At 43.1% G+C, this 11,690-nt stretch carries 7 protein-coding genes; 5 read left to right on the forward strand and 2 right to left on the reverse strand.

All coding sequences use genetic code 11. The features are described 5' to 3' along the window. From addA to AC623_RS03675, 4 genes are all read left to right on the forward strand, one after another. Window positions 1–3,705, forward strand: a complete 3,705-nt coding sequence (addA, locus tag AC623_RS03660; protein WP_049660665.1) for a helicase-exonuclease AddAB subunit AddA — start codon at window positions 1–3, stop codon at window positions 3,703–3,705. Between the two features lie 148 nt (window positions 3,706–3,853). Continuing rightward, window positions 3,854–5,047, forward strand: a complete 1,194-nt coding sequence (locus AC623_RS03665; RefSeq protein ID WP_049660666.1) for a DUF418 domain-containing protein — start codon at window positions 3,854–3,856, stop codon at window positions 5,045–5,047. A gap of 4 nt (window positions 5,048–5,051) precedes the next feature. Then, window positions 5,052–5,954 carry a fumarylacetoacetate hydrolase family protein gene (locus AC623_RS03670; RefSeq protein WP_049660668.1) on the forward strand — a complete coding sequence of 301 codons (903 nt, stop codon included), beginning with the start codon at window positions 5,052–5,054 and terminating at the stop codon, window positions 5,952–5,954. Window positions 5,955–6,029: 75 nt separating this feature from the next. Beyond that, window positions 6,030–6,392 carry a YisL family protein gene (locus AC623_RS03675; RefSeq protein WP_049660670.1) on the forward strand — a complete coding sequence of 121 codons (363 nt, stop codon included), beginning with the start codon at window positions 6,030–6,032 and terminating at the stop codon, window positions 6,390–6,392. 74 nt (window positions 6,393–6,466) lie between these two features. Here the strand turns inward: AC623_RS03675 and aspA are convergent, their stop codons facing one another. Further along, window positions 6,467–7,957: an aspartate ammonia-lyase gene (gene aspA / locus AC623_RS03680; protein ID WP_049660674.1), complete on the reverse strand. Its 1,491-nt coding sequence runs from the start codon at window positions 7,955–7,957 to the stop codon at window positions 6,467–6,469. A 35-nt stretch (window positions 7,958–7,992) separates the two neighbouring features. Continuing rightward, on the reverse strand, window positions 7,993–9,306 hold the full coding sequence (locus tag AC623_RS03685) for an anaerobic C4-dicarboxylate transporter family protein (RefSeq protein WP_049660676.1): 1,314 nt from the start codon (window positions 9,304–9,306) through the stop codon (window positions 7,993–7,995). An 877-nt stretch (window positions 9,307–10,183) separates the two neighbouring features. Between AC623_RS03685 and AC623_RS03690 the strand changes: the two genes are divergently transcribed. Continuing rightward, a complete protein-coding gene (locus AC623_RS03690; protein ID WP_049660678.1) occupies window positions 10,184–11,635 on the forward strand; it encodes an alanine/glycine:cation symporter family protein in 1,452 nt (483 codons plus the stop codon). The last annotated feature ends 55 nt before the right edge of the window (window positions 11,636–11,690 follow it).

The raw sequence follows: 11,690 nt of genomic DNA on the forward strand, positions 1-11,690 counted from the left end.
ATGGGCAAGCTGATTATACCGGATAAGCCGAAAGATGTTTCCTGGACAGATGACCAGTGGAAGGCGATTACGGCGGAAGGAAGGGATATTCTCGTTGCTGCGGCTGCCGGTTCGGGAAAGACCGCTGTTCTTGTAGAACGGATTATTCGTAAAATTACGGCTGATGAAGCTCCTGTGAACATTGATGAACTGCTGATTGTGACTTTCACCAATGCAGCGGCTGCCGAAATGCGCCACCGTATTGGCACGGCCCTCGAAGCAGAAATGGAAAAAGATCCATCCTCTCATCATTTGCGACGGCAGTTAACGTTGTTGAATAAAGCGCCAATTTCGACCCTTCACTCTTTTTGTCTAGAGGTGATTCGAAAATATTATTATTTAATCGATATTGATCCTGCTTTTAGAATTGCGGATGAGGGAGAATTAACGTTACTTCGCGAAGAAGTGCTTGACGACTTTATGGAGGAAGAGTACGGAAGAGAAGGCAATGAAGAGTTTTACCGGCTTGTTGATACTTTTTCTAGTGACCGCAGCGATGAAGAACTGCAAAAAATTATTCATATATTATATGATTTTGCCCAATCACATCCTCATCCAGACGAGTGGCTGAACGGGCTTTCCAAATTATATGATGTAAAAGAGGGGGCTGACACGATTGACAGCCTGCCGTTTATCGAGATTTTAAAGTTTTATATCGGCCTTCAGCTGGAAGCGGCAGAAGAGATGCTGACAGAATGTGTTGATATGGTTCAAATGCCGGGTGGTCCCGTTCCGAGAGAAGAAATGTTTCTGGCCGAGCAGCAAATGGTTCGCAGGCTGCGTGAGGCTCTTTCTTCTTGGCAACACCTTTATGAAGAAATGCAGACGGTAGGCTTTAAGACATTAAAGAGCTATAAGGGCGAAGAATACGATGAAGAGCTGAAAGAACAGTCCAAGTACTTGCGGACAGAAGCTAAGAAGATCGTTGAAAAGCTGAAAGAAGACTTCTTTTCTCGTCAACCGGAAAGCTACGTAAGCAATATGAAGGAAATGAAGGGCGTAATCGCTGCCCTGGCCCGTCTTATCCAGCGATTTACGAATAGATTTCAAGAAGTGAAGCGAGAAAAGGGGATTGTTGACTTTAGTGACCTAGAACATTTAACCCTCGCTATTTTAACAGAAGATGGACATCCTTCTGAAGCCGCATGTGCTTACCAAGAGCAATTTAAAGAAATATTTCTTGATGAATATCAAGACTTTAATATTGTTCAGGAATCAATTATCCAACTGCTTAAAAGCGGAGGGGAGGAAAACGGCAACGTCTTTATGGTAGGAGACGTAAAGCAGAGTATTTACCGTTTCCGTCAAGCCGAGCCTAATTTATTTTTAAGCAAGTATAGACGGTTTTCAACAGATGGCCACGACAGCGGGCTGCGCATTGATTTAGCACAAAATTTCCGCAGCCGTGCTGAAGTACTGGCTGGCACAAACTTTTTATTCAAGCAGATCATGGATATAAAAATTGGAGAAATTGAATACGACCGCCAGGCGGAACTAGTAAAGGGGGCTGCTTATCCAGAAGACAGGGAGTTCCCGATTGAAGTGGCGATTATTGATCAAGGTGCAGTCGGACAAGCAGAAGATTCCGACATGAAGGATGTAGCGCAATCTGAGCTTGAAGCAAGGTGGATGGCCGAGAAAATTAGGGAGTTAATTGAGTCAAGGCACCTTGTCTACGATCCGAAAACGGAAAAGGAACGGCCAATTGAGTACCGGGACATCGTTGTTCTATTACGGTCGACAACATGGTCTAGTGTGATTAAAGAAGAATTTAAACGGGCAGGTATACCGCTGCATGCAAAAGTTTCAGGCGGTTATTTTCAAACGATAGAAATTGCTGTGATGATTTCGTTGCTGCGCGTGATTGACAATCCATACCAAGATATTCCGCTGGCTGCTGTTTTACGCTCTCCAATCGTGGGCTGCACCGAGAATGATTTGGCTGCTATTCGGCTCGCTGCTAAGTCAGGCTCTTATTATGAAGCGGTGAAGGCGTTTGTCTCTAACCGTCCAGAAGCACGTTATGAGAAGCTGCACGAGAAAGTAAGCAAGTTTCTTGAGAAATTGTCAGGCTGGCGTTCACTGGGCCGTCACGGTGCATTGTCCTCACTTATATGGCAGTTGTATCATGATACTCATTTTTACGACTTTGTCGGCGGCATGCCGGGCGGAAAGCAGCGGCAGGCTAATTTACAAGCTTTGTACGATCGAGTGCGTCAATATGAGGAAACGTCTTTTCGGGGATTGTTCCGTTTTTTGCGCTTCGTAGAACGGATGCAGGAACGCGGGGAGGACTTAGGAGAAGCAGGAGCTTTAAGCGAGCAGGAAGATGTCGTGCGTTTAATGACAATCCATGCCTCTAAAGGATTAGAATTCCCATTTGTTTTTGTCGCCGGCTTAAATAGATCCTTTAATATGACTGATTTAAATAAAAGCTACTTGCTTGATAAAGAGTTTGGCATTGGAACAAAATATGTGAATACTGAAAAGCGAATCAGTTATCCTTCACTGCCGCAGCTTGCCTTAAAGCGTAAAAAGCGGTTTGAACTGCTTGCTGAAGAAATGCGCGTACTATATGTGGCCTTAACGAGAGCGAAAGAAAAGCTGTTCTTACTTGGCACTGTAAAAGATGCAGACAAGGAAACGGCTAAATGGGAAAGAGCCGCAAAGAACGAAGAATGGATTTTAGATAATGCTTCACGAGGGGCGGCTAAGTCTTATTTTGACTGGATCGGTCCGGCGCTTGTCCGTCATCTGGATTATACAAAAACAGCGAAAAGCCGCCCCGTTGTATTTACGGATGATACATCTAAATGGATTATCGAAACGATCAGTGCGGAAACATTGCAGCCGGCTGATCTAGAACAGACAGAAGAGAACGGCAGTTTGCTGGAAAAAGTACAATCCTTTGAACGTGTGTCTGTTTCCTCTTCATTTAAGACAGAAGTAGAGGCGCGAATGAATTGGCGGTATGAGTATGAGCCTGCTACCCATTTACGCTCCAAGCAGTCTGTTTCCGACTTAAAGCGCATGAACGAAATTTTTAATGAAGGGGCAGGGAATGAGCTGTCCCGCCAATATCAGCGGCCTATTTTTCGCCGGCCAGCGTTTATGCAGGAAAAAACACTGACACCAGCTGAGGCAGGAACGGCTCTCCATACCGTCATGCAGCATGTTTCTCTTCAGGGAGAGCCAGACGCAGTGGAGATTATGGAACTGCTAAAAACTCTGGTTTCTCGCGAGTTGTTGACAGACGAACAGGCTTCTGTCGTTAACCCCGAAAAAATCGTTTCTTTTTTTCGTACTCCGATCGGAAAAGAATTGTTAGGATCAGAAAAGGTTTACAGAGAAATACCGTTCAATATGGGGGTAGGCGCTAGTGAAATTCATCCGGACTGGCAAGGTTCTGAGGAAGCTGTATTAGTCCAAGGGGTCATTGATTGCTTATTTGAGAAAGATGGGAAGCTGTACTTACTAGACTATAAGACAGATCAAATTACTGGTCGTTTTCCAGGGGGAATAGAGCAAGCAAGACCCATTCTGGAAAAACGATATCGTGTGCAAATCCGTTTATATGCCCAGGCTATTGAACAAATTTGGAAGCGAAAAGTCGACTGCAAGCTGTTGTTCTTCTTTGATGGAGGCCATGTGCTTCCGATAGATTAATTGAAAAAAAGCTGTTCTCAGTCTCTTGGCTGTTGGAACGGCTTTTTTTATGTAACTTGTCTGCGATTCCTTCTGTATTGTCGAGCGATCCTAGCGCTGTGTGATATGATGGGAAAGATGATATGAGGAAGAAAGGGGAAAGAAGAGTGTGCAGTTAGCGCCATTAAAACAGGAAGAGCGGATTGGAACATTAGATAGTTTACGAGGTTTGGCTCTTTTAGGAATTTTTTTAGTGAATATGATTTCGTTTCATTCGCCTTATTTTTATTATGATCCTTATGAATGGTGGAAAGAATCGGAGAGCTTTTGGCATTATCGCTGGATTGATATTTTTGTACAAGGAAGCTTTTATCCGTTGTTTGCGATGATGTTTGGGTTTGGTACGGCTATGCAGCGGGAGAATGCCATGAAGAGAGGCCAGTCATTTTTGCCGACAGGAATTCGCCGCTTTTCCTTTTTGCTAGTGATCGGTGTGATTCATGCTTTTCTTATTTGGCCGGGTGATATATTAATAAATTATGCCATTTTTGGGCTTTTTCTGTTGCTGTTTTTACGGCTTTCTGGAAAAATATTAATTATCATTGGTAGTGTTTTGCTGCTGTTGCCGAACATTTTTCTGAGCATTTTGCTCATTCTTTTGGCAACAGTTGACCCAACAAGTGCAGTGCATTGGACAGATATCGCGGGAATCGAGAAATCCATCGCTGCTTATGGAAGCGGGACGTTTGCTGAAATTACTCAGCAACGAGTGGCAGACTGGCTTACAGGAAATGAACCAAGTGTCTGGTGGGCACAGGTCGTCTCCATTTTCCCCCACTTTCTAATTGGCGCGGGTGCTCAAAAGCTGAGAATCTTTACGAGAGGCCAGGCTCGTCCTGATGCTGCTTTTATCACGTTTATTACTTTTTTTGCAGTCGGTGTCGTGTTAAAGTCGCTGCCGTATATGATTGAACCTAATCTAGCTTATGTACATGTCCAAGATTCGATTGGCGGCCCGTTGCTGGCTGTTAGTTATGCGGCACTTATCATTGGCATCAGCTTTATGAAAAATGGAAGCAAGCTGTTGAAGCCGTTTGCAGCGGCAGGCAGAATGTCTTTAACGAATTATTTGCTGCAATCGGTGATTGGAACGCTGATTTTTTACCATTATGGATTAGGGCTATACGGACAAATAAAACTTTCTACCGGCGTGTGGATTGCTGTAGCGATCTTTGTTGGACAAATGATTTTATCGGAATTCTGGCTGTCTAAGTTTAAGCGTGGACCAATGGAAGCTTTATGGCGAAAAGTTACTTATGGATTTCAAAAAGAAAGAGAACAAAGGATCATCAAAGGAGGATAAAGTGATGAAGTTAGTGAGCTATCGTGTCAACCAAAGGGATACATATGGAGTGTATGAAGAGACAGAAAACATGATTTGGAACTTGCCGTCACTCGAGGAAAGCATCACAGGGAAAAAAATGCTGCCTGATACACTGCTGGAGGCCATTGCTGCTGGAGAAGAATTTACAGAACGAGTAAAGCAATGGCTCGAGGCAGCGGGAGAAAAAGAGAAGGAAGCCGCTGCTGTCTCTGCGGAGGAAGTAGAATGGCTCGCTCCAATCCCTCGTCCATCCAAGAACATTATGTGCATCGGTAAAAACTACCGTGATCATGCGATTGAAATGGGTGGGGAAGAAAGTATTCCAACCGATTTAATGGTATTCACGAAATCACCGACTGCTGTGATTGCAGCAAACGAGCCGATCCCAGCTCATGAAGGCTTAACGAATGCACTTGATTATGAAGGAGAGCTTGGAGTCATTATCGGCAAAAAAGGAAAAGGAATTTCTAAAGAAGACGCACTTGACTTTATTTTCGGCTATACGATTATTAATGATGTGACAGCGCGTGATCTTCAAAAGCGCCACAAGCAATTTTTCCTTGGAAAAAGCTTAGACGGCACTTGTCCGATGGGCCCATGGATTGTCACAAAAGACGACATTAAAGATCCGCACAATTTGAATATTGAAACGAAAGTGAACGGGGAAGTTCGCCAGCAATCTAACACAAAGCACTTTATTTTCCCGATTGATGAAATTATTTCAACGCTTTCAAAAGGGATGACGCTTGAGCCAGGAGATGTGATTGCTACAGGTACACCTGCAGGAGTCGGACAAGGAATGAATCCTCCAGGGCTTTTGAAATCAGGCGATACCATTGACATTAATATTGAACAAATTGGCACATTATCAAACAAGGTCCAATAATCTTGGCACAACATTTCCTTCTCTTCTAGCAAAATGATACTATAGAAAAGAAAAGCAGAAAGGAGGGGGACTGACATGGAAAGTTTATTTTTTAACAGTACCCATTTACATATTACAACTTGGGTGATCGCGATTATCTTATTTTTTATCGCTGTTAGCAAATACTCTACGGGTGCTCATATGGCATTGAGATTGTTTTATATTCTCGTATTAATCACTGGCTTGCTGCTCTTTATCAGACACCATGGCATTAATGACATGCTGTATGGTATGAAGATGCTTGCCGGTATCCTAACTATTGGACTAATGGAAATGGTGCTAGTCCGCAAGAAAAAGGGAAAAGATACGAGCAAGGTATTGATCGGTGCCATTGTTTTGCTGATCATAACACTTTACTTAGGATTTAAACTGCCAATGGGCTTGAATTTCTTTGCTTAATGTAGAAATGAAAAAAGCTGTACCTGAATTCACTCAGGTACAGCTTTTTATGTTTAAGAGGGGGAGTTACCCGATCATTGTGTTGGGTTAATGTCATTCTCTTTCTGGGGAAGAGACTTGGTTTGTAATCCTAGTGATCGCTTTACTTCTATCAATTCGCGTCCGGAAATACCAGGATCGGTCATTTCGTATGGATGAAGGATAATGTCGAGCTCTGCTTCACTTAAGACTTCACGCTCGATACAAATTTCCCTGACAGACTTGCCGGTGTCGATGGCCTCTTTGGCGATCGAGGCGGCCGTTTCATAGCCGACATGGGGGTTGATTGCTGTGATAATGCCGACGCTGTTATTAACATAGTCCTGCATCCGCTCGGTATTGGCCTGAATGCCTTCCACACAGTATTTGCGAAAAACCGTAAATACGTTCGTTGTGATCTTAATGGATTGCAGTAAGTTAAAAACAAGAACAGGTTCCATGACGTTCAGTTCAAACTGGCCTGCTTCGGAAGCGAGGCATATAGTATGATCATTGCCAATTACCTGGAAGGCGGTTTGGTTCAGCACTTCCGCCATGACAGGGTTGACCTTGCCTGGCATGATAGAGGAGCCGGGCTGGCGGGCTGGCAAGGTGATTTCTCCTAATCCGGCTCGTGGGCCAGATGCCATTAATCTCAAGTCATTCGCCACCTTCGACATGTTCATCATACATACTTTGAGAGCCGCAGACACTTCAAGATAAGCATCGGTGTTTTGTGTGGCGTCGACTAAATGGGATGCTTTCAAGATAGGGAATCCGCTGTTTTCTCTTAAATATCCAACTACTTTCTCGATATATAGGGGCTCAGCGTTCAGGCCTGTTCCTACAGCAGTTGCTCCCATATTTACTTCATATAAATGCTGGCGCGACACATCAACTCGCTGAATATCCCGGCCTAAAACACGAGCATACGCTTCAAATTCCTGACCGAGACGGATCGGTACGGCATCCTGTAGATGGGTACGGCCCATCTTTAGAATAGGATTAAATTCGATGGCTTTCTTATGAAAAGCATTAGACAGTTCTTCCATCACTTCCAGTAATTTATTTACTTGAGAGATGACCGCCAAATGGATGGCTGTCGGAAAGGCATCATTTGTTGATTGAGCCATATTCACATGAGAGTTAGGACTAACCATCTTATAAGATCCCTTTTGTTCGCCCAACAATTCAAGAGCCCTGTTGGCAATTACTTCGTTAGCGTTCATATTAATGGAAGTGCCGGCTCCTCCCTGGATAGGATCGACAATAAACTGATCATGAAGACTTCCATTTATCACTTCCTCAGCCGCCTCTATAATAGCATCGGCTATTTTCGGATCAAGCTGTCCGATATCCCGGTTGGCTTGGGCAGCTGATTTTTTAACGATGGCGATCGCCTTAATCAGGCTATCATCGATTCTGTAGCCAGTGATCGGAAAATTCTCGACAGCTCTCAAGGTTTGGACACCATAATAAGCGCCAAGTGGTACCTTTTTTTCTCCAAGGAAATCTTTTTCTATGCGAAATAATTCATCAGTATTCAATGTTCATTCCTCCTATCAATTTATTTTTTGAACGATTAAAACAAGAGAGAGGAGATCAGCAGTCCAATGCCTACTGCACCAATTGTAGCGACAAGGCCGGGAATCATAAAGCTATGGTTCAAGATATAGTTTCCAATCCTGGTAGTCCCGGTCTGATCAAAGTTAATGGCTGCTACTACTGTTCCATAATTCGGTATAAAGAAATACCCATTGACTGCTGGGAACATGGCGATTAACAGCGCTGGAGCGATTCCTAATGAGATCCCGAGCGGCATTAAGGCGCGGACAGTGGCCGCCTGACTATACAGCAGGATGGACAGTATAAATAGAGCAAAGGCGAACAGCCATGGAGCCGAGGTAACCATCTCGTGAATCGATTCTTGAATTAAAGCCATATTCCCATTAAAGAAGGTATCACCCATCCAGGCAATTCCGAAAATCGCCACAACCGCTGTGACACCTGCTTTGAAAACAGTACCGGAAGCAATCTCTTCTACGTCTGGTTTGCAAAGAATAATAATAAGAGCTGAAATCGTTAACATGACCATCTCGATTGTATGGGGCATAGATAATCTTACGAATTCACCTTCAATGGTCCAGCCTGGACGGAGTGCTTCGGCGGAACCGAGCAATACAACTAAAACAGCCGCTAATAAAAATAAAGCGACCGATAGTTTGGCTTTGTTTGTTACATGTATTTCTTTTTTCCCTGAAATAAGTGGAGTTATGCCCTTTTCCAAACGTTCCAGATAGATTGGATCCTCCTCTAATTCTTTCCCCATTTTGCTGGCAACAAATGCTGCAATCATGCAAGCAATGAAAGTGGAAGGGATACAAATTAGTAAGATATCTATTAGATTAATATTAAAATCCGCTAACAAAGCGACTAGCGCTACTGTGGCCGCTGAAATTGGGCTAGCTGTGATCGCTTGTTGGGAGGCGATGACGGCGATTGACATCGGCCGTTCTGGACGCACTTTCGATTCACGCGCCACTTCGGCGATAACAGGAAGTACAGAATAGGCGACGTGACCTGTCCCGGCGCAAAGAGTAAATAAATAGGTAACCATCGGTGCTATAAAGGTGATATGCTTTGGGTTTTTTCGAAGTGCTTTTTCTGCAGTGCTGACGAGATAATCCATCCCTCCAGCTGCTTGCAGTGAACTGGCAGCGGTGATCACCGCAACAATCATGAGCATAACGTCAATCGGCGGCTCTGTCGGCTGTAATCCAAAGCCGAAAACGAAAATCGAGAGGCCAACGCCACCCATGACTCCAAGTCCGACTCCACCTAGTCTTGCTCCAATAAAAATACATAGAAGCAAGATAAGAAACTGTAGCCAAAACATGGCTGTTCCCTCCCTTTTTTATTTTCTACATGTTTCCACAAGAGAACGATAAATAATCGTTCTCGAGAGAAAAAGTGCCATTTTTTCAAAAGATTAAAGTCTGAATAAACGGAAAGCAGGGGTAGTAAAATAGATAAATAAAAATAGCCCCTGTTCTTTAAAGTTTGCTATACAAAAAAAGGAAGCGTATGGTCCTTGATATACATGCTTGAACCATGACTAACATGGTCTTTTGTATAATGAGAGTACGGTATTCGGAGAAGGATCCTAGCCGGAAACATGTTCAGAAATTGAGAAAACATTTTTAGCTACACTTATTTCAATATAGCTTTATCGTACTAATAGTGAATTGGAAGGTACTGTTGGGCTTACAGTTTGTGATCCCCATAGAGCTTTACTTTTATTCAATGAAATGCCCCTGCTTATTTTCTCTTTAACTGGTCAGGGAATACTCCCCTCTTTATGAGGAGGTGATCAGAGATATCTCATGTTAAAGTAGATAATCAATGACAAAGGTATCACCGATCCAATAGAAGCCATTTGCACCAAAAGGATGATGAAAAAGGGAAGAAGACGTCCAATCGAGCGGCTTCTCTATAAAATCATTTGCATAAAAATTGATTTTTTACGCTAATCATACTCTTTTTTTAGAATAATAGTATCCCTATGTCCTTGATTTAGAGATTACTTGTGAATGTTTCAGATCTCTGCACTAACACAAGCGTTTTTGTTCTTCAAAAACCTTTTTGGCATATAGTATAAATATGTAATATATAAAATATTTAAACTTTTCAAATAAAATTGTTGTCTAAATTGTCCGCTTCTATTTATAATGTAGGAGAAAGGACATATGAACAAACAAAGGGGGAGTATCTAGTTGGAGCAATTTATTAATGGATTAAACGGCATCTTGTGGAGCACACCGGTCATCTATACCTTGCTAGGGGTAGGGCTTATATTTTCCATTCTCACTCGTTTTCTGCAAGTAAGGCACATTAAGGAAATGATCACGCTTATGTTTAAGGGGAAAAGCTCTGAAGCTGGTGTGTCATCCTTCCAGGCACTTTCGATCGCACTTTCCGGGCGTGTCGGAACAGGGAATATTGCTGGTGTAGCTACAGCTATCGCATTTGGGGGCCCAGGGGCTGTATTTTGGATGTGGGCCATTGCTTTCATCGGAGCATCAAGCGCGTTTATTGAATCAACGCTTGCACAAATTTACAAAGTAAAACAGGATGGACAATATCGGGGTGGCCCAGCCTACTATATTGAAAAAGGGATTGGCTGGAAGTGGTTTGCTGTATTGTTTGCATTTGCCGCATTAGTGGCGATGGCTATTCTTATGCCAGGCGTGCAATCAAATTCCATTGCGGCTGGAATTGAAAACGCTTTCGGAATTGATCCTGCCGTTACAGGTCTTGTCATTGTTCTTTTATTAGGGTTCATTATTTTTGGCGGGGTAAAGCGGATTGCAAATGCAGCACAGATCATCGTTCCATTCATGGCACTAGGCTACATTGTATTATCAGTGGTTATCGTCTTGATGAATATCACAGAGCTTCCTGGTGTAATTGCTCTTATCTTTAGAAGTGCATTCGCATTAGATTCAGCGTTTGGCGGCCTAATCGGGATGGCCATTTCTTGGGGAGTAAAACGTGGTGTCTATTCAAATGAAGCCGGCCAGGGAACTGGTGCACATCCAGCTGCAGCTGCAGAGGTGTCACATCCGGCTAAACAAGGCTTGGTTCAGGCATTTTCCGTATACATTGATACATTATTCGTTTGTTCAGCAACAGCATTCATGATTTTGTTCACGGGCATGTATAACACACAAGCAGAAGATGGCTCTTTCATTGTTGAAAACTTAAAAGGAGTAGAAGTGGGACCTGCGTTCACACAGGCTGCCATTGACAGCGTGATCCCAGGATTCGGTGCAGGCTTCGTTGCTGTTGCCTTATTCTTCTTCGCCTTTACTACAATCATGGCCTACTATTATATTGCCGAAACAAATATTGCCTACTTAATTCGCAATAATAATAAATGGGCAACATTTGCTTTAAGAATTGTCATTATGGCTGCTACATTCTATGGTTCGATTAAAACGGCTTCCTTAGCTTGGGCACTTGGAGACGTAGGATTAGGAATCATGGTATGGCTGAACGTTATCGCGATTGTGATTCTGGCAAAGCCAGCCATTGTGGCACTAAAGGATTACGAGAAACAAAAAAAGCAAGGCTTGGATCCTGTTTTTGATCCTAAAGCATTAGGCATTAAAAATGCAGATTATTGGGAGAAAGAATATAAACATGATAAAGAACAAGTCTCTTAAAGCCATTAAAAGCTGGAACCTATTTTAAGAGATTGCCCCCTGTTTTTAGTCAGGG

This window comes from Bacillus sp. FJAT-27231 (genome assembly GCF_001183975.1).
Taxonomy (GTDB): domain Bacteria; phylum Bacillota; class Bacilli; order Bacillales; family Domibacillaceae; genus Pseudobacillus; species Pseudobacillus wudalianchiensis.